The 23248-nt window shown below is 71.0% G+C and carries 10 protein-coding genes; 2 read left to right on the forward strand and 8 right to left on the reverse strand.

Annotated elements, in window-relative coordinates:
• Window positions 1-2 precede the first annotated feature (2 nt).
• The 8 genes from QC180_RS16555 to QC180_RS16590 all read right to left on the reverse strand — a co-directional run bounded on the left by QC180_RS16555 (window position 3) and on the right by QC180_RS16590 (window position 19867).
• Window positions 3-935: a dioxygenase family protein gene (locus QC180_RS16555; protein WP_278263621.1), complete on the reverse strand. Its 933-nt coding sequence runs from the start codon at window positions 933-935 to the stop codon at window positions 3-5.
• A gap of 92 nt (window positions 936-1027) precedes the next feature.
• Complete coding sequence (locus QC180_RS16560) at window positions 1028-2122, reverse strand: ABC transporter substrate-binding protein (protein ID WP_278263622.1); 1095 nt, start codon at window positions 2120-2122, stop codon at window positions 1028-1030.
• 45 nt (window positions 2123-2167) lie between these two features.
• Window positions 2168-2956, reverse strand: a complete 789-nt coding sequence (locus tag QC180_RS16565) for an ABC transporter permease (protein ID WP_278263623.1) — start codon at window positions 2954-2956, stop codon at window positions 2168-2170.
• Window positions 2956-3774, reverse strand: a complete 819-nt coding sequence (locus QC180_RS16570; RefSeq protein WP_278263624.1) for an ABC transporter permease — start codon at window positions 3772-3774, stop codon at window positions 2956-2958. The genes QC180_RS16565 and QC180_RS16570 overlap by 1 nt, the downstream gene beginning before the upstream one ends.
• Window positions 3771-4772: an ATP-binding cassette domain-containing protein gene (locus tag QC180_RS16575; protein WP_278263625.1), complete on the reverse strand. Its 1002-nt coding sequence runs from the start codon at window positions 4770-4772 to the stop codon at window positions 3771-3773. Before QC180_RS16575 ends, QC180_RS16570 begins: the two co-directional genes overlap by 4 nt.
• Window positions 4769-18418, reverse strand: coding sequence for a non-ribosomal peptide synthetase (locus QC180_RS16580; RefSeq protein WP_278263626.1), 13650 nt, complete (start codon window positions 18416-18418; stop codon window positions 4769-4771). Before QC180_RS16580 ends, QC180_RS16575 begins: the two co-directional genes overlap by 4 nt.
• Before the next feature lie 102 nt (window positions 18419-18520).
• Window positions 18521-18922, reverse strand: coding sequence for an AMP-binding protein (locus QC180_RS16585; RefSeq protein ID WP_278263627.1), 402 nt, complete (start codon window positions 18920-18922; stop codon window positions 18521-18523).
• 141 nt (window positions 18923-19063) lie between these two features.
• On the reverse strand, window positions 19064-19867 hold the full coding sequence (locus tag QC180_RS16590) for a VOC family protein (protein ID WP_278263628.1): 804 nt from the start codon (window positions 19865-19867) through the stop codon (window positions 19064-19066).
• A gap of 307 nt (window positions 19868-20174) precedes the next feature.
• Here QC180_RS16590 and ctaD point away from each other — a divergent pair, with 307 nt between their 5' ends.
• Together ctaD and serB are read left to right on the forward strand one after the other, a co-directional pair.
• The gene (ctaD, locus tag QC180_RS16595; protein ID WP_278263629.1) at window positions 20175-21920 is read left to right on the forward strand and encodes an aa3-type cytochrome oxidase subunit I; all 1746 of its coding nucleotides are present in this window, start codon (window positions 20175-20177) and stop codon (window positions 21918-21920) included.
• An 83-nt stretch (window positions 21921-22003) separates the two neighbouring features.
• Window positions 22004-23233: a phosphoserine phosphatase SerB gene (serB, locus tag QC180_RS16600; protein WP_278263685.1), complete on the forward strand. Its 1230-nt coding sequence runs from the start codon at window positions 22004-22006 to the stop codon at window positions 23231-23233.
• The last annotated feature ends 15 nt before the right edge of the window (window positions 23234-23248 follow it).

Below are 23248 nucleotides of genomic sequence, written 5' to 3' on the forward strand. Positions count from 1 at the left end.
GGCTAGCGGGACGGTCGGCCACCGCTCGGCGGCTCACCACCCGGACCGGCCGGTGGCTGACCGTCTTGCCCTGCCGGTGGCTGGCCGCCCTGGCCGCCCGGTGGCTGACCGCCGGGAAAACCGCTGTCGGACTGGGTGTTCTGCGATTTGTCGGCGACACCGACGGTGAGCGAGACCGCCATGGCGGTGGCCGGTGTCCCGGTGACGGTGGCGAGTTCGGCGTCCCAGCCGTCGCCGAAGACATTATCCGACGACAGCGTGACGCCGGACATGTTGCGGGTGCTGGCGGTGTAGCCGGAGTCGGCGGCGAAGACGGTTTCGCAGGCGTCCTGGGGGAGGGCGATCTGGGAGGTCAGGCGGGCATTGTCCCCGGCGACGGCGATGGACAGCGAGTCGTAGACCTCGAAGTGGATGTGTGGCCAGCGGCCGGTGTAGCAGGCGGGGAAGATCGAGGTGAAGGTGACCGTGCCGCTGTCGTCGGCGACCTGGACGCCGCGCAGATAGTTCTGGTCGGTGACGCCCTCGCTGTAGAGCGAGTACCGGCCTTCGCGATCGCAGTGCCAGACGTAGACGGCCATGCCGGTGCCTACCGCGTTGGTCGTCAGGTCGACGAGATTCAGGGTCAGCGTCATCGGAACGCCCTGGGCCGTCCCGGAATACGCGCCGAAACTGCCGGTGATATCCGAGCGCACCACGCCCGATTCGATGAGCACATTGGGTCCGTTGGAACCGTCACCGGGGTACGGACCCGCGGTCTCGCCCGGTGCCGCGGCGGGCAGGGTGGACGGCGTGGCCGACGTCGAGCTCGTGGTACCGGGGGAATCGGTGGCGCAGGCCGCCGCGGCCGCGACTCCGGCGATGCCGAGCGCGCCCAGCATCCGTCGGCGCGACATCACCCGCAGGTCGTGGCCCAGTCCGAGATCATGGTCGTGCATCGCGTCTCCTCCGCTTCTCCGGTGTCGAGGACGACGGTAGGAGCGGGGTCTGCGTCGAGGCTGGGGACGCGCTGGGAGGTCGCTGGGAACGGTCAGTCGGTGACGTAGCCGTTGAGGCTGTCGCGCAGGTCGGTGAGGATGGCGCGGGCGGCGGTGAGGCCGGTGGTGTGCCAGATCTTGTCGTCGACGGCGAAGACGCGGCGGTCGGTGGCGGCGCCGAGCTCCTCGAACTCGGTGGAGCGCAGCACCTGTTTGCCGTGGTCCTCGCCCTGCTCGCCGTCGAACATCACGTAGACGATGTCGCCCTCGGCCTTGGTGGCCAGCTCGTCGGCGGTGATCTCGTAGGACTGGCCGCGCTGGGCGGTCGGGCGCTGCACGCCGACATCGGCGAGGACCTGGGCGGCGAAGGTCTCGCTGCCCTGCACCTGGGTGGTGTCGGCGGTGAAGCGCAGCACCGACGCCTGGGACTGGCTCGCGTTGAGGGCGGGGCCGAGGTCGTGGGCTTCGGTGAGGTAGTCGCGCAGGGCGGTCTGGGCGGCGGTGGCGCGATTCATGCCCGCGGCGTAGGCGGTGAAGTCGGACTGCCAGCTGCCGCCCTGACCGATGAGCACGGTGGGGGCGATGGCGCTCAGCGCCTCGTATCCGCCTGCGGCGGGGGCGATGTCGCCGAGGATGAGGTCCGGCTTCAGCTCGGCGACGCGCGCGGGGTCGGGCTGACCGATCCCGCCGACGCTGGGCACCTCGAGGACGCCGTAGCCCAGGTACATCGGTTGCGGGCGGTCGCCGTCGAGGGTCACCGCGCCCGCGACGCGCTCCCACAGGCCCAGCGCGCAGGCGGCGTCCAGGGCGGAGCTGGTGAGCACGACGATGCGCTGCGGGTCGGCGGGCACCTGGGAGACGCCCGCGGTGTGGGTGACCGCGCGGGTCGCGCCGGAGCCGGGATCGGGGGCGCTGGGCAGCGGGCAGGCGGTGGCGGTGTCGCGGTCGGCGCCGACCACACCGGCCCCGGCGATATTGGTGGTGGTGCGGGTGATGGCGCTGGCGTCGTCGGTCTTGTCCGCGCAGCCCGCGGTGAGCGCGACGGCGCACAGCAGCGCGGCGCCGACGGCGATGCCGCGCGAGCGGACACGACCGGCCCGCTCGGCGGTGCGACGGAATCGGGTGCGTTCTCGGGCGCTCACCGGCATGCGCACGAGGGTACTGCGTGGCCGCCGTGCTGCTCGCCGGGGGCGTCACCGGCGGCTGGCGCGGCGGAACCCGATGGCGGCGGGGACGGCGAACAGCAGCACCGCGCCCGCCGACCAGATCAGTGTGAGGACGAGCGGGCGGGCGACGGGCCCGTGATCGGCCAGGCCACGCATGGCGTCCACGGCCACCGACATCGGCTGATTGCGCACCACCGGCTGGATCCAGGTGGGGAAGGCGACCAGCGGGACGAACCCGGTGCTGAAGAACATCATCAGCGAGGTGAGGATGGTGATGCCCTCGACCAGCGCGGCCTTGGCGGTGTAGACGGCCACGGCGGTGACGATGGTGGCGAAGGCCAGCCCGAAGATCACCGGGACCAGCAGGAACACCAGCGCGGCCAGGGGGCCGTGGTGGAAACGGAACCCGAGCAGGAAACCGACCAGGATCACGGCGACGGTGCCCGCGAGGATGCGGCAGCCCTCGGCGAGGATGCGCGAGGCCAGGCCGGAGGCGCGGTGCACCGGCAGCACCCAGAACCGGGCCAGCAGGCCCGCGTCGCGCTCACGGCCCAGCAGGACCCCGCTCGCCACCGCGCCGGACAGCGCGCCGACCAGCGCGACCATCGGGACTGAGCCGTAGAGGGCGTCCTCGCCGGTGAACCGCTCGATCTGCCCGCCGACCACGATGTCGAGCATGAGCAGCAGCAGGCAGGGGATGAGCAGGGTCTCCAGCAGGGTGATCGGGTTGCGGGCCCAGCGCAGCAGCAGCCGCTGGGTCTGGATGAGGGTGTGCCGGACCAGCGCGGTCGGGGAGCTCTCGGTCAGCGGTGTCATCACGACCTCCGTGCGCCCAGCCGCACGGCCAGGGGCGCGCAGAGCAGCAGGATGGCGGCCAGCCACAGCAGTGACGGGCCCATCAGCGACCAGCTGACCACGCCCGCGTTGCCCGCGGTGTCCCCGGCCAGCGCGCGCAGGGCGATGGCGAACTGGGACACCGGCTGATTGCGCACGAACCACTGGATCCACTCCGGGAACTGCTCGGCCGGGGCCAGACCGGTGGAGAGCATGCCGAAGATCAACGGCGGCAGCACCAGCGCCTGGGAGGTGGCCTCGGGACTCCGGGACAGGGTGCCGATCACATCGGCGCCCAGGGTGAGCGCGATCCCGATGAGCAGGGAGAAGGCCAGGAAGCCGAGCGTGTGCCAGGTGTCGAGCCGGAATCGGAACCCGATGACGTAGCCCGCGGCGATGGCGGCGGCCAGCGAGATGACCAGTCGGAACAGATTGGCCGACATCCGCGCCGCCACCGGGACCAGCGGCCGCAGCGGCATGGCGCCGAAGCGGCGGTTGAGCCCGGCGACGGCGTCGGTGGCCGACCGGAAGGCCGCGGAGATGGCGGTGAAGGCGGCGGCCTGCAGGATGACCAGCGGCATCATGTATTGCGCGTAGCTGCTGAAACCGTTGCCGGAGAACATCATCACCGTCTTGAGCGGGATGTAGAAGCTGGCGGTGAACGCGGCCGGGGCCAGCACCGAGGACAGCACCTCACCGGACTTGACGGCGGGCACGATCAGCCGGGTGGTCAGCACCCACCACTGCTGGACCGTGGCGGGCGCGGCGCGGACGGTGGTGTGCCAGGTGGCGGTGGTCACGGGACGGCCTGCTCGGTCGTGGCCAGATGGCCGGTGAGCCCGAGGAACACGTCGTCGAGGGAGGGACGGCGCAGGGCGATGTCGACCAGCTCGATCCCGGCGTCGTCGAGGCGGCGCAGCGCTTCGGCGAGGGTCTTGGCGCCCTCGGGGGCGGGGATGGTGAGGCGATCGGACTCCGGGGTGAGCGCGGCGAGGTTCTCCGGCGGCAACAGGGCACCGAGGGCGGCGGCGATGGCGGGCAGGCCGTCGAGGTCGAGGGGCACGATCTCGCAGTAGCTGCCGCCCGTGCGGTGCTTGAGTTCGTCGGCGGTGCCCTCGGCGATCACCACACCGTGGTCGATGACGATGATCCGGTCGCTGAGCGCGTCGGCCTCCTCCAGGTACTGGGTGGTGAGCAGGGTGGTGATGCCCTCGTTCTTGAAGCCGCGCACCAGGTCCCAGACGCCCTGACGGCTGCGCGGGTCCAGGCCGGTGGTCGGCTCGTCGAGGAAGACCACATCGGGGCGCACCACCAGGCCGCAGGCGATGTCGATGCGGCGGCGCATGCCGCCGGAGTAGGTGCCGACGCGGCGTGCGGCGGCGCGGTCGAGATCGAATTCGGTGAGCAGTTCGCGTGCCCTGGCCTGGGCGGCGGGTTTGCGCAGGCCCATCAGCCTGCCGAACATGACCAGGTTCTCGTAGCCGCTGAGCATGTCGTCGAGGGCGGCGTACTGGCCGGTGAGCATGATGCTGCGGCGCACGGCGGCCGGGTCGGCGACGACATCGTGTCCGGCGACCATCGCCCGTCCCCGGTCGGGGGTGATCAGGGTGGACAGGATGTTGACCGTGGTGGTCTTGCCCGCGCCGTTGGGGCCGAGGATGCCCAGCACCTGGCCGGGGGCGGCGGCGAAGTCGACCCCGCGTAGGGCGTGCACGTCGCCGAAGGATTTCTCGATGCCCTCGACGACCACACCGCCGGTGCGCGCGGGGCTGGGGGCGAGAGTGGGTTCGACGCTCATAGCCGGTCTCCTGCTTCCATCTGGTCGTCGAGCAGTGGCGAGATCACCGACAGGGCCAGGGGAGTGGTCATCTCGTCGTGGGTCACGGGCACGTCGTGGCTGACGATCTCGCCGGTCACATAGGGCCGCCAGCCGTCGGGGCCCATCCATTCCTGCGGGTCGACGGCGGCGCGGAAGTAGAGCAGGTCGCCGTCGTACACCGGGCGCGTGTAGCCGGTTCTGGTGCCCGCGGAGGCGTTGTAGGAGGCGGCCATACGTTCGAGGGTGGCGGCGTCGACGAGTTCGACGCCGAGCCGGGCGGTGATGGCGTCGGCGGCCTGCTCGGCGGTGGCGTCGGCGGGGACGTCGTCGATGCCGAAGATGGCGCCGAAGGTGTGGATGAACGCGCCCGCCGTGAGGCGTTCGATGCTGTCGCCGTCGATATCGGCGGTGTCGGTGTCGAGCAGGGCGAGGACACCGACCCGCTCGCCCGCCGCGGCCAGTTCCACGGCCATGGCCTCGGCGATGAGCCCGCCGAACGACCACCCCAGCAGGTGGTAGGGGCCCTGCGGCTGCACCGCGCGGATCTCGCGGACGTAGCGGTGCGCGAATTCCTCGATGGAGCGGGCCGAGGGTTCGCGGCCGCCGAGATCGGGGGCCTGCAGGCCGTAGAGGGGTCGGCCGGGGCGGAGCTGCTCGGCGAATCCCAGGTAGCTCCAGGACATTCCGGAGGAGGAGTGCACGCAGAACAGGGCGGGTTTGTCACCGTCGGGGCGGATGGGGAGCAGGACGTCGAGACCGAGGCCGGTCGGCGCCGTGGGGGTCGCGGCGGTCATGGCGGCGGCTTCCTCGGCGGCGGCGGCGGTGCGGGCGGCGGGGGTGTCGGCGAAGTGGGCGGCGGCGGTGAGGGCCTGGGCCCACAGGTCGGCGAGTTCGGCGACATCGTCGTGGTCCAACAGCTCTGCGGCATAACCGAAGTCGGCGCGCAGGCGGTCGCCGACGACCATGGCGTTGATGTCGATGACCGCCATGACCGGCACCGCGCTGTGTTCGACGGCATCCAGGTCGCCGAGGTCGCCGGTGGGCAGCCAGCCGAGGCCCTCGAGTCCGGCGGGGGTCTCGACCGAGGTGTGCCTGCCCAGGTAGTTCACACAGATCTGGCCGGGCAGCCGGGACGGAAGCTGGTGGGCTGTTTCGGGATTCAGGTATCGGAGCAGGCCGAAGCCGATTCCCTTGTCCGGGACGGCCAGCAGGTCGTGTTTGACGGCGCGGATGGCGGCGCCCATGGCGGGGCCGCCGGTGCAGGCGTCGTCGAGGTCGATCCCGGCCAGGTCCAGCCGGACCGGATACAGGTTCGTGAACCAGCCGATGGTGCGCGACAGATCCGCCCCCGGCACCACTTCCTCCTGCCTGCCGTGACCTTCCAGGCGCAGCAGTGCCGAGCGTTCGTCCACGCCTCGCCGGGCGCGCCAGCGGGCGAGGGCCAGGGCGAGGGTGGCGAGCAGGGCGTCGGTGACGCCGCCGTGGAACAGCCGGGGCAGGGTGGTGAGCAGGGCGGTGGTAGTGGCTTCGTCCACCTCGATGTCGAGGCGGCGCACGGTGTGGCCCCGGTCGATGGCGGGATCGAGCGGGCGGGCGCCGAGCAGAGGGTCGGGGCCGCCGACCACACGCTGCCAGTAGTCGAGTTCGGCGACGCGGCGGTCGGTGTGCGCCTGTTCGGTGAGGGCGTGCGACCAGCGGCGCACCGAGGTGCCGACCTCCGGGAGCACCGGGGTGGTGTCCGCGGCGATCTGGGCCCAGGCGGCGATGAGGTCCTGCACCAGGATGCGCCAGGACACGCTGTCGATCACCAGGTGATGGGCGACGACGATCAGGCGGCCGGGCCGGGTGCGCGATCCGGCGTCGCCGACCGGGTCGAGCCAGACGAACTGGAGGACGACGCCGGTCGCGGGATCGAGCCGGTTCATCGCGGAATCCAGTGCGGTCTGGGCATATTCGCGCAGCTCCACGGGGTCGACAGCGGCGTCGAACTCGGTGCGGTGCACGAGCGCGTCGACGTCGACTGAGCCGGGTTCGGTCACGCGCAGCCGCCAGTCGTCGCCGTCGCGCCACAGGCGCGAGCGCATCATGTCGTGCCGGTCGATGACGGCGGTGAGGGTGGCGGTCAGCCGGGTGCGGTCGATGCCGACGGGCAGCTCGAGCACGGCGGTCTGGACGAATCGGTCGAAGTCGCCGCCGCGTTCGATCATGTACCGCACGATCGGGGTGAGCGGCAGCTCACCGATACCGCCGCCGGGCAGTTCCTCGAGCGCCTCCACCGTCTCGCCCGCGTCGATGACGGCGCCCAGCGCGGCGACGGTGCGATGTTCGAAGACCTGGAGCGGAGTGCAGTGCACGCCACGCTGTTTCGCCTGGGTGACCACCTGGATGGCGAGAATGCTGTCGCCGCCGAGGGCGAAGAACGAGTCGTCCACGCCCACCTGTTCGCGGCCGAGCAGTTCGGCGTAGATCTCGGCGAGGACCTGCTCGGTTGCGGTTCCGGGGGCGCGATAGGGGGTGTCGTCGGTGACGAACACCGGGTCCGGCAGCGCCTTGCGATCGAGTTTGCCGACGGCATTGATCGGGATGGCGTCCAGGACCGCGAACGCGGCGGGGACCATGTAGCCGGGCAGGGTGTCGGCGGCGACGGCACGCACGTGGTCGATATCGAGGTCGGCGCCGGGCAGACGCACCAGGTAGGCGGCGAGAGCGGTGGCGCCGGTGGGGCCCGGAACACCCAGGGTGACAGCGAGATCCACGCCGTCGACAGCGCTGAGCACCGCGTCGATCTCGCCGAGTTCGATGCGCTGGCCGCGCACCTTCACCTGGAAGTCGGTGCGGCCCAGATATTCCAGGGTCAGGGTGTGGTCACCGTGCTGGGTCCAGCGGACGAGATCGCCGGTGCGGTAGAGGCGGTCGCCGGGCTCGCCGAAGGGGTCGGCGACGAAGCGGGCGGCGGTGAGGACGGGGCGGGCGTGGTAGCCGCGGGCGGCGGCGGTGCCCGCCAGGTAGAGCTCACCGGCGACGCCGACGGGGACCGGCCGGAGTCGATCGTCGAGGACGAGTGCGCTCGCGCCCCGGATCGGCGTGCCGATAGTGACCGGCTCGGACTCCGACAAGGGGGCGGAACCCGTTGCCCAGATGGTGTATTCGGTCGGGCCGTAGAGATTCACCATGGTGCGGCCGTCCGCGCCGCCACACCAGCGTGCGACGAGATCGGGGCCGACCGCTTCACCGGCCACCGCCAGTACGCGGACGCTGGATACCTCGGCGGGATCGATGGTGGCCAGTGCCGAAGGGGTGATGACCATGTGGGTGACCTGTTCGGCGGCGATGAGTTCCGCGAGCGGAGCACCGCCGAAGACGTCCGGCGGGGCGATGACGGCGGCGGCACCGCAGCCGAAGGCCATGAGCGCCTCGAAGATCGAGGCGTCGAAGCTGGGGGAGGCGACCTGGAGGACGCGGGCATGTGCGTCGAGGGCGAGGTCGGCGCGCTGGGCGGCGATGAGGTCGGCCAGGCCGCGGTGGGTGACGGTGACGCCCTTGGGGGTACCGGTGGAGCCCGAGGTGTAGATCATCCAGGCGGGGTTCTCGATGCGGATCGGCGCGGGGAGTTCGTCGGGGGTGAGCGGGGCGTCGCTGGTGGTGGTGAGCTGGTCGGTCACCGTCGGGTCGTCGAGGACCAGCCAGTGGGTGGTGTCGGGGAGCTCGTTGCGGTATCGGGCGAGGGTGATGCCCACGCGCGCGCCGGAATCGGTGAGCATGTGCTCGATGCGGTCGGCGGGGTGTGTCGGGTCGACCGGGACGAAGGCGGCGCCGGTTTTGGCGGTGGCCCAGAGACTGGTGTGGAGGGCTTCCGAGCGAGGGAGTGAGAGGGCGACAACTGTTTCCGCGCGGGCCCCGGCCTCGATCAACAGCCTCGCCAGCTGATTGGAACGGGCATCGAGGTCGCGATAGGTGGTGGTGTCGGAAGGCGTTGGTGTGCCACGTGTCTCGGCATCCGCGTCCGCCGTCGCACCGGCAGCGATCCCCTCGGGAGGCTGAGTGGTGCTGGGCGGCGCGGGGGCAAGGGCCGGGTGCGGCCCGGGATCGGCGATCACGGCGGGGCGATCCGGGAAGGTGGCAGCCGTGGTGGTCAGCAGGTGGGCGAGGGTGGTGGTGCCGGTGGTGGGAGGGCCGTGGACCGGGATCAGGTGGGCGCGTTCGGAATCGGTGAGGATGTCGATATCGGCGACGGGGATGTCGATGTCGGCCAGGACGGCGGTGAGGACCTGGGTCCAGCGGGCGGCGAAGGCGGTGGCGGTGGGGGCGTCGAACAGGTCGGTGGCGTAGGACAGGACGCCCTCGATTCCGGCGGGGCCGGTGGGGTCGAAGCGTTCGCGCAGGTCGGCGGTGAGGTCGAAGGCGGAGGAGCGACGGTCGAAGTCCTCGACCTCGAAGCGCAGGCCGGGCAGTTCGAGGACGGGCTCGACGAAGTTCTGCAGGGACAGCGAGACCTGGAACAGGGGGTGGTGGGCGGTCGAGCGGGTGGGGTCGATGGCCTGGACGAGCTGCTCGAAGGGGACGTCGGTGTGGGCGAAGGCGTCCAGGTCGGTGGTGCGCACGGTGGTGAGGAATTCGCGGAAGTCGGTGCCGGGGTCGACCGGGGTGCGCAGGGCGAGGGTGTTGACGAACATGCCGACCACCGCGTCGAGGGCTTCCTCGCCGCGACCGGCCACCGGGGTGCCGATCACGATGTCGCCGGTGCCCGCCAGTCGCGACAGCAGGACTGCCAAGGTGGCGTGCACCACCATGAAGACGCTGACACCGTGGGCGGCGGCGAATTCGACCAGGGCACGGTGGGTTCGCGCATCGAGGGTGAAGGTGATGTCCTCGCTGCGCATCGTCTGGACCGCCGGGCGGGGGCGGTCGCTGGGGAGTTCCAGCGCGTCCGGCGCGTCGGCGAGGGCGTCCTTCCAGAATTGGATCTGCTGTGCGGCAAGCGAATCCGCATCGATCGCCGAACCCAGAACCTCGCGGTGCCACAGGGCGAAGTCCGCGTACTGCACGGCGAGGGGTGCCTGGGTGGGTGCCGAACCCGCGATACGCGCGGAGTAGGCGGCCACGAGGTCGGCGGCCAGCGGAGCCATGGACGCGCCGTCGGCGCTGATGTGGTGGACCACGAGCACCACCACGTGCACCGGAGTCTGGGAGGCGGGGGCCTCGGTCGCCTGGCGAAGGTTGGGGTCGCCGCCGTCCGGGCTGTTGTCGGGGGTCTCGGGCGTCTGTCGGATGGCGGTGTCGCGGCCGTGCGGGCCGGTATCCGGGGCTTCGGGGGAGCCCGGCCGCAGGGGAATTCGGGACTCGGCAGGCGGGGAATCCGACTCCGCGGGGATGACGTGGAACAGGGCGATGCGGAGTGGGGGCTCGCGGGTGAGGTCGAAGCCGGTGGCGGTGAGGTCGTTGATGCGGGCGCGCAAGGGGGCGCCGTCTTCGGTGTCGAGGACGGGGAGTGGTGGGGTGTCGGGGCCGACGACGACCTGGCGGGGGCCTTCGGGGTCGGCGGGGTAGCGGGTGCGGAGGGATTCGTGGCGGGTGATGACGTCGGTGAGGGCCTGGCGGAGGGCGGGGACGTCGAGGTCGCCGGTGAGGCGCAGGGCGATGGCGATGTTGTAGGCGGCGGAGTCGGGGTCGAGTTGGTTGAGGACCCACATGCGCTGCTGGGCGGGGGAGAGGGGGATGCGGTCGGGGCGGGGGTGGGCGGCCAGGGCGGGGCGGCCGGGGGCGCCGTCGGGGGCGGGGATCAGGCGGGTGGCGAGTTGGGCGACGGTGGGGGCGTCGAACAGGTCGCGCAGGGCGATGCCGGAGCCGAGGGCCGAATTCACGCGGGCGACGACCTTGGTCGCGCTCAGCGAGTTGCCGCCGAGTTCGAAGAAGGACTGGTCGACGCTGACCCGCTCGCTGCCGAGCACCTCGGCGAACACCGCCGCCACCGCCTCCTCCACGGGGGTGCGCGGTGCGAGGTAGGCATGCTGCGTGGCCGAGAAGTCCGGCACCGGAAGGGCTTTGCGGTCCAGCTTGCCGACCGGGGTCAGCGGGATGTCGTCGAGGAGCACGACATATGCGGGCACCATGTAGCCGGGCAGTTCGGCGGCGACCTGCGCGCGCAGGTCTTCGGGGTCGAGGTCGGCGCCGGGCGCGGGCAGCACGTAGGACACCAGCACGGTCGCCCCGGCCGGACCCTCGCGGCCGATGGTGACCGCGTATTCGACCTCGGGATCGCGGGAGAGCACCGCGTCGATCTCACCCAGCTCGATCCGCAGACCACGGATCTTGACCTGGAAATCGCTGCGGCCCAGGTATTCCAGGGTCAGCGCGTCGTCCGCGTCGCGCACCCAGCGCACCATGTCACCGGTGCGGTACATGCGGTCGCCGGGCGCGCCGAAGGGATCGGCGACGAAACGGCCCGCGGTCATCTCGACCCGGTGGAAGTACCCGCGCGCCAGCGCCGGGCCCGCCAGATACAGCTCGCCCTGGATGCCCACCGGGACCGGCCGCAACCAGCTGTCCAGGACCACCACCGCCGCACCGCGGATCGGGCCGCCGATGGTCACCGGCTCACCCGCGCGCAGCTCGGCGGGACCGGTGGCCCAGATGCTGAATTCGGTGGGACCGTACAGGTTCACCATGCGCCTGCCCGCCGCCCACTTCTCGATGAGCTCGGGGGTGGCCGCCTCGCCCGCGACGGCCAGCACGCGCAGGGCGGTGAGGTCGGTGGGTTCCATGGTGGCCAGAGCCGACGGGGTGATGACGGCGTGGGTGACGCGTTCGGTGCGCAGCAGGGCTTCCAGTTCGCCGCCGCCGTAGACCTCCGGTGGCGACACCACGAGCCGTCCGCCCGCCGCGTGCGCGGTGAGCATCTCGAACACCGAGGCGTCGAAGCTGGGGGAGGCGACCTGCAGAGCGCTGGCGGAGGGATCGAGATCGAGGGTTTCCCGTTGCGCGGTCACCAGATTCGCGATGCCACGATGGCTCAGCAGCACGGCCTTGGGTTTGCCGGTGGAGCCGGAGGTGTAGATGAGGTAGGCGGTGTGGTCGAGGTCGAGCGGGCCGCCACGTTCGGCGTCGGTGATGGGCGCGTCGGAGACGAGCATGGCGCGACGGATGGTGTTGAGGTCGTCGAGCAGCAGCCAGTCGATGGTGCCGGGCAGGGTTTCGCCGGTCGCCGTCACAGTGACGCCGATCGGGGCCCGGGAATCGGAGAGCATGTGCTCGATGCGCTCCACCGGATAGCTGGGGTCCAGGGGCACGAAGGCCGCGCCGGTCTTGGCCAGTGCCCACACCGCGACCACCGATTCCAGCGAGCGGGTCAGCGCCAGCACCACGAACACCTCGGGGCCCACCCCGCGCCCGAGCAGCACCCGGGCGAACCGGTTGGACCAGGCGTCGAGTTCGCCGTAGGTCATGTGCAGGTCACCGGAGCTCACCGCGAGGGCGCCGGGATCGAGGGCCGCACCGGCGGTGAGGATGTCGGGCAGGGTGCGCATCGGCACGGGCGGCGCGCCGTGGACCGGGGCGAGGGTGGCGAGTTCGGTGTCGTCACAGGTGCGGACCTGGGAGACGGGCAGTTCGGGGTGCTCGGCGAGCTGGACGAGCAGCCGGACGAACCGGTCCAGCAGAGACTGGGCGGCGGTGTGGTCGAGCTGGTCGGCCAGGTATTTCACGGTGACGCGCAGGGCGTCGCCGTCGGGGGTGTGCAGCGGAATCACCATGAGGTTGAGCGGATAGGGCGTGGCGTCGGTGCCTTCGACGTCGAGGACCCGCATTCCGGCGATGTCGAGGGCCTGGGACAGGGCCTCGCGGTCGATCGGATAGGACTCGAACACGGTGAGGGTGTCGAACAGTTCGGCCAGGCCGACCGCGCGGTGGATGGCGGCCAGGCCGACGTGCTGGTGATCCATCAACCGCGCCTGCTCGGTCTGCACGCGGCCCAGCAGATCGGCGACCTTCTCCGCCGGGTCGAGGGTCACCCGGACCGGGACGGTGTTGATGAACAGCCCCACCATCTCCTCGACGCCGGGCAGCTCCGGCGGGCGCCCGGACACGGTGCTGCCGAACACCACATCGGTGCGGCCCGTGAGCAGCGACAACATCATCGACCAGCCGATTTGGACCAGGGTGTTCACCGTGGCACCGGCCGCGCGGGCGGCGGCGTCGAGGGCCGCGACGGTGGTGGCGGGCAGCTCGTGCGAGCGCATGGCGGTCTCGGGGGAGGTGATGGCGGCCAGGCTGGGGACGGCGCGGGTGGGGGTGTCGATCCCGGCGAGCGCGTCATGCCAGGCGGTGAGTGAGGCGTCGGTGTCCTGCTCGGCGAGCCAGGACAGGAAACCGCGATAGGAGCGCGCCGGTGGCAGCGCCGACGGGTCACCCGCGGTGACGTAGAGCGCGAGGAGTTCGCGCACCAGCAGCGGGGTCGACCAACCGTCCAGCACCACATGGTGATTGGTCATCACCAGCCGGAAGGCGTCGGGGCCGGTGCGGATCAGGGTGAAGCGGAGCAGGGGCGGGTGGGTGAGGTCGAAGCGGGTGCGGGCGTCGAGGTCGATCACGCGGGCGAGTTCGCGGTCGCGCTCGACGGGGTCGGTGATATCGGTGAGATCGATGTCGTCCCAGCGGATCTCGGCGTGGGCCAGGACCAGTTGACGGGGGCCGTCGTCGGTTTCCACGAAGGCGGCGCGCAGGTTCTCGTGCCGATCGACCAGGGCTTGGGCGGCGCTGCGCAGGCGGGTGGCGTCGACGGTGCCCGCGAGGGTGAGCAGGGATTGGACGGTGTAGCCGTCGGCGGTGTCGGAGTCGTAGAGGGCGTGGAAGAGCAGGCCGTACTGGAGTGGGGAGAGGGGCCACACGTCCGCCAGGTGCGGGTGGGTGTGCTCCCAGCGGTCGATCTGGGGTTGGTCGACGGTGACGAGGTCGAAGTCCGAGGGGGTGTGGCCGCCCGCGCCGTCGGTCGCCGCATGGGTGACCAGAGCGGTCAGGGCCTGTGACCACAGGTCGGCCAGCTCGTGGACATCGTGTTCGGTGAGCAGGCGGCTCGCGTAGGCCCAGGTGACCTCGAGGCCCGCGTCGGTCAGGACGGCATTGATATCGACCGTCGCGGCCAGGGGTGCGTGGGCGTCGTTGGTGGCGGCGAAACGCTGGGGCAGCCAAGGGCCTTCGCCGGTGACGGCGCGGCCGAGATAGTTGAAGCTGAGCTGGGGTGTCGGGGCATCCGCGAGGGCGGTGGCGGTCTCGTCGTTGAGGTAGCGCAGCAGGCCGTAGCCGACGCCGCGATCGGGGATCGCGCGTAGCTGTTCCTTGGTGGCCTTGATCGCCGCACCCGCCGCCGGGCCCCCGGTGAAGGCGTTGTCGATGTCGATGCCGGTCAGGTCGACCGCCACCGGGTACACCGTGGTGAACCAGCCGACCGTGCGGGCGATATCGGCGCCGGGTAGCAGGGATTCGGCGCGGCCGTGGCCTTCCAGGGTGATCAGGGTGGCGATGCGGGCGCGCCAGCGGGCGACGGCGAGCGCGAGCGCTGCCAGGAGGACATCATCGGCGCCGCAATGGAATTGCTCGGGCAGGGTGGTGACCACGGCGTGCGCGGTGTCGGTGGACACCGTCGACTGCCACTGCGCCATGGTGTCGACGACATCGCGCGCCGGGTCGAAAGCCGCTGTGCCGAACGGTGGGTCGGGAGTTGCCGAGATGCGCTGCCAGGTGGACAGTTCGCCCGCGCGGGCAATGGCTTCGAGCGGCTGGCCGTGCGCCCACCGCCGGAACGAGGTACCGACCGGGTCGAGGGTGCCGCCGAATGCGGCGGTGGCCAAGTCGGGCAGCAGGATTCGCCAGGAGACGCCGTCGGTGACGAGGTGATGCAGCACCAGCCAGCACAGGGGAGCGGCATCGGCGCGCTCGAGGAGGACGAAGCGCGCGACCGTGCCGGTCGAGGGGTCCAGCTGGTCGGCGGCGCGCTGCAATGCCTGCTCGACGGCTGACACAGCCGCGTCAGGCCGGGTACCGGGAGCGGGTGTGGGGGCGCCTGTCGGCCCGTCGGCGGGAGGTGTCGCGGCGTGCTCGCGCTGTGAGCCGCGCTCCCCGGTGTGCGGATCCGCGCGGTCGTGGCCGAGGTGGTCGGTGGCCTCGGGAGCAGGTGCCGCCGCATCGGCGGCGACGGGGTGAGACGGAGCGCCCTGGCTCGCCGCGACCACCTCGAGGAGTGTCCCGGCCTCGACGGTGCCCTTCTCGGCGACCTCCCAGGTCCAGGTGCCAGGTGAGCCGCGCAGGGTGGAGCGGAGGATGTCGTGGTGGTCGAGGATCACTTGGAGGGCGTCGGTGAGGGGTGCGCGGCCGGTGCCTTCGGGCAGGCCGATGAGGACGGCCTGGGCGTAGCGGTGCCAGGGGGCGTCGTGGTCGAGCATGGCGTGCACGATGGGGGTGAGGGTGACCGGGCCGGTGCCGCCACCGGGGAGTTCATCCACGACGTGGACGGGGGTGTCGGTGGCGACGGCGGCCAGGGCGGCGACGGTCTTGCGTTCGAAGACGTCGCGGGCGCTGAAGGTGAGACCGGCCGCCTTGGCGCGGGAGACCAGCTGGATGGAGACGATGCTGTCGCCGCCGAGTGCGAAGAAGCTGTCGTCGGCGCCGACCGCGTCCACGCCCAGGACCTCGGCGAACAGGGCCGCGAGGAGTTCCTCGCGCGGTGTCGACGGTGGGCGCCCGGTGACGGTCTCGGTGCGGAAGTCCGGGGCGGGCAGCGCTTTCCGGTCGACCTTGCCGAGCGGGGTGAGCGGAACCCGATCGAGGACGGTGACCACGGCGGGCACCATGTAGGCCGGAAGTCGCTCGCCGACAGCCGCTTTGATCGCTTCCGGGTGCAGCTCGACGCCGGACTCGGCGGTGACGTAGGAGGCCAGCGCGGTGGCCCCGGCCGGTGTCTCCACACCCAGGGTGAGCGCGAAATCGACGCCGGGCAGACGGTGCAGCGCGGCGTCGATCTCGCCCAGCTCGATCCGGAAACCGCGCACCTTCACCTGGAAATCGCCGCGGCCCTGGTATTCCAGGGTGAACCGGCCGGTGTCGTCGGACCAGCGGACGAGATCGCCGGTGCGGTACAGGCGCTCGCCGGGCGCGTACGGGTTCGCGACGAAACGGCTCGCGGTGAGCCCGCCGCGACGGTGATATCCGCGCGCCAAGCCGGGCCCGGCGAGATACAGCTCGCCCACGGTCCCCGCTGGAACGGGACGCAGCCAGGGATCGATCACCAGACCGGACACGCCCCGGGTGAGGCCGCCGATGGTGACGGGAGCGCCGGGCACGAGGGGATCGCTCAGTGTGGTGGTGATCGTGGTCTCGGTGGGGCCGTAGCCGTTGAGCAGGGCGCGACCGGTCCACTTCGACACCAGCTCCGGCGGGCACGCGTCGCCGCCCACCACGATCGTGCGCAGCGCGGGCAGGGTCGCCGGGTCCAGCGAGCCGACCACGGCCGGGGTGACATTGAGATGGGTGACGCCGTGCGCGCGCAGCACCTCGGCCATCTCCTCGCCCGCGTAGGCCGAGGGCGGGACGATCGCCAGGGTGGCACCGGCGGCGAGGGTCACCAGGATCTCCTCGACCGAGATGTCGAAACTCGGCGACACCGCGTGGGCGACCACCGAAGCGGCGTCGACGCCGAATCCGGCGCCCGAACCGGTGGCCAGATTCGCCAGGCCGCGGTGGGAGACCAGCACGCCCTTGGGCAGGCCGGTCGAACCGGAGGTGTAGATGACGTAGGCGACCTGGTCCAGGTGTACGGGAGCGGTGCGGTCGGCGTCGGTGATCGGGGCGGGGTCCTGGGCGGCGACGGTCGCGTCGTCGAGGATCAGCCAGTCGATCCGGTCGGGGAGCTCGGGGCGGACCTCCGCGAGGGTCAGGCCGGTGACGACGCCGCTGTCGTCGAGCATGTGCTCGATGCGGTCGGCCGGATAGGTCGGATCGATGGGCACGAACGGCGCGCCGGTCTTCGCGACGGCGAGGGTGGCCATGACCGATTCGCGCGAGCGGGGAATGGACAGGGCCACACCGTGTTCCGGACCGGCACCGGCGGCGGTCAGGATCCGGGCCAGGCGGTTGGTATGGGCGTCGACCTCGCGATAGGTCATGGTCTCGTCGGTGCCCCAGCGCAGGGCGACCGCGTTCGGGTCGAGCGCGGCGCCCGCCGCCAGGATCTGCGGCAGCGTGCGCTCGGCGGTGCCCGCCGGGCCGCGCGCGGGTACCGAGACGGCCTGCTCGGCGTCGGAGAGCACCGGCACCGTCGAGAGCGGGGCGTCCGGACCGGCGGACAGGAAACGGTGCAGGAACCGCAGGAACCGGGCGTGGTGGGCGGCCAGGTCGGCGTCGCTGTAGAGATTGCCGTTGCCCTGTAGGTCGATGTGGGTGCTCTCGCCGCCGACCCCGGGATACAGGTTGACGAACAGGTCGTCGATCAGGCCCGAGGTGAGCACGTGCAGGCGACCCACCACCGGGCCCAGCGCGATCCGGGTGTCGACCATCATCAGATTCACGGCGGGACCGAACGAGACGGCCTCGTCCATGGCCCAGCCCAGATCGCGGACGATGTCCTCCTGGCGGTAGCGCTGTCTGCGCAGCGCGCCGGTGAGCTCGCTCTGCACCGCCAGGATCGCGGCGCCGACCGTGGTCCCCGGCGTCAGGGTGACGCGCAGGGGGACGACATTGGCCAGCATGCCGCCCGAGCGACGCAGCGTCGCCGAGGTGCGGGCCGAGACCGGCAGGCTCAGCACGACCTCGGCCGCACCGGTCATGGCGGCCAGGTAGGCGCCGAACGCGGCCACCACCGTCGGCGCGACACCGGAGTTCACGGCGGCGGCCACCTCGTCGAGCAGGGTCGCGGTGGCGGCGGGCAGGTCGCCGGACACGCGGCGCGGATGACCGTCGACGGCGGCGGCGCGGCCCGCCAGGGTCACCGGATCGGCCAGGTCGGCCAGGTGCGCGCGCCAGTACTCGCTGTCGGCGGCGAACCGGTCGGAGCTGCGATAGGCCAGGTCCGCGTCGACGATCTCGCGCAGCGGCTCGGCCTTGGCCGGGGGCGGCTCGCGGCCCTCGACGGCGGCGTCGTAGAGCTCGCCGGTGCGCTGGACCAGGGCCAGCGCGCCCATGCCGTCGAGCACGATGTGGTGCATCCGCGAATACCAGAACCAGCGGTCCTCGCCGACGCGCAGCATGGCCAGGCGGACCAGGCGGTCGCGCATCACGTCCAGCGGCGCGGAGTACTCCGCGCGCATCCAGGCGTGCGCCGCGCGCTCGGGGTCGGATTCGCCGCGCAGGTCCAGTTCGGTGATGTCGGCGTCGAGGGTGGGGTCGACGAGCTGATACGGCTGCCCGTCGACCTCGACCAGCCGCAGATAGCCGGTACCGAACTCGCGACCGACGCGGCGGACCACCGCGGTGAGCACCGCGAGGTCGACCGCGCCGCGCAACTCGACGTACTGGGCGATGGAGATGGGGGTGTCGCCCGCGATGTGCTGGGCGAACCAGATGCCCCGCTGGGCCGCGGACAGGGGGAAGGGACCTTCGGCGGCGTCGGCGTCCGACGCGAGCGAAGAAGTCTGGGTCATGAGCGGACCTGTGTTCTCATGTCTGGATCACCGTGTGTCCCCGACCGCGTACCGCACTCCAGATCCATTCTGAACCTGTCGGGACGGGATCGGAATGGGGTATCAGGAGACGGCGCGCAGATCGGCACCCGACAGCGGCGCGTCCGAACTCACCAGGTAGTGGCGCAGGGTGGCGCGATCGTCGAGCACCAGCCAGTCCACGGCGTCGCTCAGCGCCGGGCGGTGCTCCCGGACGGTGATCCCGAATCGGGGCGTGGGGGCGGTCTCCGCGACCGGGATCGCGCCGATCTTGCGCACGGCGGCCTCGGCGACGATCGCCTCGATCCTCGGCTCGACCACCAGCGCGACCCGCTCGCCCGCCGTGGCGCCGCGCGCGAGCAGCAGCCGGGCCAGGCGATTGGCCCAGCGGTCCAGATCGGCGTCGGCGAGGCGGCCGTCGGCGATCGGCGCGCGCTGCGGGAGCTGGATGACGTTGTCGGCGGGAGCGGTGGCCAGTGCGTGCATCGGATGTCCCCTCGGGGCTGGTGGGAGGTGGTTTTTCTTACCTCTCCACCCTCGCTGCCGGACGGGGCGTCCGACAGCGACCCCAGCGGTGGGGTGGCCGCTCCCAGGGTGAGCGAATACCACCCCGAGGTGGTGAACCGCTCAGCGCTTGTTGCCGCCGATGCTGAAATGCGCGCCGGTGACGTCGGAGAGTCCGGCCAGACGGCCGTAGGGGGTGTCCATCGGCTCGAAGACCACCTTGCCGCCCAGCGCCACCGCCTGCTCGGCGGTCTTGTCCACGTCCTCGGCGCCGAAGTAGATCGTCCACGCGCCCGGCAGGCCCTCGGGCAGGTGGGCGCTGCCGTCCATCACGCCACCGAGCATCGGGGAGGTGGCGTGCAGGGTGGTGTAGCGGAACTCGTCGGAATCGGCGACGGCGAAGGTGTCGTCCCAGCCGAAGACGTCCCGGTAGAAGGCCAGCGAGGGCTCGTAGGAGCGGGTCATCAGCTCGAACCAGGACGGCAGACCGACATGGTCGGACCAGGTGCCGTCGGCGACGGTGCCCCTGGCGCCGAACCCGTCGAAGGTGCCCGCCTGCCAGACCCCGACGCCCACGCCGCCGACATCGGCGAGCACGGCCATGGTGCCGATGTCGGCGACCGCCATCGGCGCGACGAAGACCTGCCCACCCGCCGCGCTCGCCTTGGCGGTGGTCACGGCCGCGTCGGGGGAGGACAGGTAGATCGTCCACCGGTCGGGGTAGACGTCGGCGGGGTCGTCCTGGCGCGTCATCGCCCCGGCCACGGCGCGGCCGTCCTTGCTGAACGTCGTGTAGCCGCCGAACTCCGGGCCGCCGCGTTCGGCGGTCCAGCCGAACAGTTCGCCGTAGAAGGCGATCGAGCGGTCCAGGTCGGCGGTGTAGAGATCGGCCCAGACGGGATCGCCGGGCTTCGGGGTGAAGGTCATGGGAGGCTCCTCGGTTCGACAGGGTGGTTCGACAGAGGCGGTGGGCGCGGGGCGCACCGTCATCGATCATGACGCGCCGAACGTCGAAAAGTCATCGCCGACAACCGTTGCACCCGCCGGACCTGCGGAGGAGGATCGAAGCCGTCCTCGGCCCGCCGTCTACGGCGCGCCGAATACGACACAGAGTAGGACCCGCGCGGAATGCTGCGGCAGCACGGTTTACGATCACTTCAACGCATGTCCGCTGCTTGCCTCCCGAGGCAGGGTCGGCGCTGCGAGTGACGTACAGGCATCTTCAGGAGGATCAGTGACTGCGGTAGAGCCCAGGCCAGTCCCTCAGTTGGAAGCGACTCGACCGTATCCGGCCCGGACCGGGCCGAAGGGCTCGTTCCTCTACAAGGCGGTCACCACCACCGACCCCAAGGTGCTCGGCACCATGTACCTGGTGACGGCGATCAGCTTCTTCCTGGTCGGCGGTCTCATGGCGCTGCTCATGCGCGCCGAGCTGGCGCGCCCGGGTCTGCAGTTCCTCTCGCCCGAGCAGTTCAACCAGCTGTTCACCATGCACGGCACGATCATGCTGCTGTTCTACGCGACCGCGATCGTGTTCGGCTTCGCCAACATCATCCTGCCGCTGCAGATCGGCGCCCCCGACGTCGCCTTCCCGCGTCTGAACGCGTTCAGCTACTGGCTGTACCTGTTCGGCGGCACCATGGCGACCGCGGGCTTCGTGACCCCCGGCGGCGCGGCGGACTTCGGCTGGACGGCCTACGTGCCGCTGACCGACATCCTGCACTCGCCCGGTGTCGGCACCGACCTGTGGATCCTGGGTCTGGCCGTGTCCGGTCTGGGCACCATCCTCGGTGGCGTCAACATGCTCACCACCGTGGTCTGCCTGCGCGCGCCCGGTATGACCATGTTCCGCATGCCGATCTTCACCTGGAACATCGCGGTGACCTCGGTCCTGGTGCTGCTGGCCTTCCCGCTGCTCACCGCGGCGCTGTTCGGTCTGGCCTACGACCGCCACCTGGGCGGCCACATCTACGACCCGGCCACCGGCGGCATCCTGCTCTACCAGCACCTGTTCTGGTTCTTCGGCCACCCCGAGGTCTACATCATCGCGCTGCCGTTCTTCGGCATCGTCTCCGAGATCTTCCCGGTCTTCAGCCGTAAGCCGATCTTCGGTTACACCACGCTGGTCTACGCGACGCTGGGTATCGCGGCGCTGTCGATCGCGGTGTGGGCGCACCACATGTACGCCACCGGCGCGGTGCTGCTGCCGTACTTCTCCTTCATGACCTTCCTGATCGCCGTCCCGACCGGTGTGAAGTTCTTCAACTGGATCGGCACCATGTGGCGCGGTCAGTTGACGTTCGAATCACCGATGCTGTGGTCGATCGGCTTCCTGGTGACCTTCCTCTTCGGTGGTCTGTCGGGTGTCATCCTGGCCTCGCCGCCGCTGGACTTCCACGTCACCGACTCGTACTTCGTCGTCGCGCACTTCCACTACGTGCTCTTCGGCACCATCGTGTTCGCCACCTTCGCCGGTATCTACTTCTGGTTCCCGAAGATCACCGGCCGCATGATGGACGAGCGTCTGGCCAAGTGGCACTTCTGGACCACCTTCGTCGGCTTCCACACCACCTTCCTGGTGCAGCACTGGCTGGGTGCCGAGGGCATGCCGCGTCGTTACGCCGACTACCTGCCCAGTGACGGCTTCACCACGCTGAACACCATCTCCACCATCGGTGCCTTCATCCTGGGCTCGTCGATGCTGCCGTTCGTGTGGAACACGTTCAAGAGCTACCGTTACGGCGAGGTCGTCACCGTGGACGACCCGTGGGGCTACGGCAACTCCCTGGAGTGGGCCACCACCTGCCCGCCGCCGCGCCACAACTTCTACGAGCTGCCGCGCATCCGGTCGGAGCGTCCCGCGTTCGAGCTGCACTACCCGCACATGGTCGAGCGGATGAAGGCCGAGGCGCACGTCGGCTGGGGCTCGGGCAAGCACAAGGCGCACGCCGCCGAGGAAGTCGCGCTCGCGAAGAAGTAGCAAAACACCGTAAGACAAGGGTGTGCACCTGCTGGGGTGACCAGCGGGTGCACACTCTTTTTGTGGGTAATCGAACGGAGCAGATCGACTTGGCCGACACCACAGTTCTCGTGACCGTCACCGGCCCGGACCGGCCCGGCGTCACGTCGGTCCTACTGACGGCGCTGTCCAAGCATCAGGTGAGCCTGCTCGACGTGGAACAGGTCGTCATCCGGGGGCGGCTGACCCTGGGCGTGCTGGTGTCGTGCCCGAACGACCCCGAGGCCCTCCAGGACGACCTCGAAGAGGCGATGAACACTGTCGGCATGCAGGTCGACGTCTCCGTCGACGCGCAGATCGGCAAGCCGCCGATGTCCACGCACGCCGTGGTCGTGCTCGGCGCGCCGGTCACCGCGCACGCCTTCAGCGCCATCTCGCGCATCCTGGCCGCCCTCGGCGCCAATATCGACACCATCCGCGGCATCGCCGACTACCCGGTGACCGGCATGGAACTCATGGTCACCGCGACCGACACCGGCGCCGACACCGACTCCCGGCTGCGCACCGCGCTGGCCGACGTGGCCGTCGCCGAACAGGTCGACATCGCGGTGGAACGCGCGGGATTGGCCCGCCGGGCCAAGCGGCTCATCGTCTTCGACGTGGACTCCACGCTCATCCAGGGCGAGGTCATCGAGATGCTGGCCGCGCACGCCGGGGTCGAGGAACAGGTCCGCGAGGTCACCGAGGCGGCCATGCGCGGCGAACTCGACTTCGCCGAATCGCTGCGGCAGCGGGTGGCCACCCTCGAGGGCCTGGACGCCTCGGTGATCGACGAGGTCGCCGACCGCATCGAGCTGACCCCCGGTGCCCGCACCACCATCCGCACGCTGCGCCGCATCGGGTTCCGCTGCGGTGTCGTCTCCGGCGGGTTCCGGCAGGTCATCGAGCCGCTCGCGCACGAGCTGGAACTCGACTTCGTGCAGGCCAACACGCTCGAGATCGTCGACGGCAAGCTCACCGGCCGGGTGGTCGGCGAGATCGTCGACCGGGCGTTCAAGGCCACCGCGCTGCGCAAGTTCGCCGCCGACGCCGGGGTGCCGATGGAACAGACCGTCGCGGTCGGTGACGGCGCCAACGACATCGACATGCTCAACGCCGCCGGGCTGGGCGTGGCGTTCAACGCCAAGCCCGCGCTGCGCGAGGTGGCCGACACGGCGCTGTCGCATCCGTATCTGGACGCGGTGCTGTTCATCCTCGGTGTCACCCGTGACGAGGTCGAGGCCGCCGACGCCCGTGACGGTGGCGTGCGACGGGTGCCGCTGCTCGGTCGCTGACGCCGAAACGAGACT

The sequence above is a fragment of the Nocardia anocheti genome, from assembly GCF_029675105.1.
Taxonomy (GTDB): Bacteria; Actinomycetota; Actinomycetes; order Mycobacteriales; family Mycobacteriaceae; genus Nocardia.